The organism is Thiocystis violacea, from assembly GCF_016583575.1.
In the GTDB taxonomy this organism is placed as follows: domain Bacteria; phylum Pseudomonadota; class Gammaproteobacteria; order Chromatiales; family Chromatiaceae; genus Thiocystis; species Thiocystis violacea.
In genome coordinates this window covers 1-781 of the sequence record NZ_NRRG01000158.1, presented here as the reverse complement: position 1 = coordinate 781, position 781 = coordinate 1, and the positions used below count along the sequence as shown (strand labels likewise).

The following is a 781-nucleotide window of genomic DNA, read 5'->3' as shown; positions in this document are numbered from 1 at the left end:
TGGTGCTGGGCGGCCTGGGCACGCTGGCCGTCGCGGCGGCCTGGTTCAAGCTGTTCCCGGCGCTGGCCGAGCGCGACGAACTGGTCGCCACGCCGGCGGCACGCCCGCGCTGAACACCGGTGCTGCGGCGCCTCGCGGCGCCGCAGCACCCTCATCAGCCGCGTTTGGCCTTCAGGTTGGCGCGCCCGGCGCGCTGGCGCGCCTTCCAGGTCGACACCAGTTCGCGCCGTTCGAGCGCGCTCATCGTGTCGCGCTGGGCTTCGCGCAGCAGCTTGCCGAAGCTCTTCAGCCGCTCGGGCGCGACCGCACCGCGCACCGCGCAGCCGGGCTCGCCTTCGTGGCGGCAGTCGCGGAAACGGCACATCGGTGCCAGCGCCGCGATGTCGTCGAAGGCACCGGCGACGTCACCCGCCTCGCTGTCCAGGCGCAGCGTGCGCAGCCCCGGGGTGTCGATCAGGCATGCACCACCGGGCAGCGGGTGCAGCGTGCGCACCGTCGTCGTGTGGCGGCCGCGGCCGTCGCCGCGGCGCGTGCCGCCGGTGGCGGCGACCTCGGCGGCGCAGAGCGCGTTCGCCAGCGTGCTCTTGCCGGCACCGCTGGAACCCAGCAGCACCAGCGTTTGCCCCGGCGCGAGCCAGGGTGCGAGCAGCGAGCGTGCGTCGTCGGCCAGCGTGTTCAGCGCCAGCACCTCGACGCCGGCCGGCGCCAGCGCCATCGCATCGCGCAGCCGGCGCGCCGGGTCGGCGCAGAGGTCGGCCTTGCTCAGCACGACGACGCAGGA

Annotated in this window: 1 protein-coding gene; it reads right to left on the bottom strand. The window is 75.4% G+C overall.

The annotated features are described in order from the left end of the window. Positions 1–154 precede the first annotated feature (154 nt). Positions 155–781 (bottom strand): GTPase RsgA (gene rsgA, locus CKO27_RS23955; RefSeq protein ID WP_200377412.1); only part of this gene is annotated, 627 nt, incomplete at its 5' end.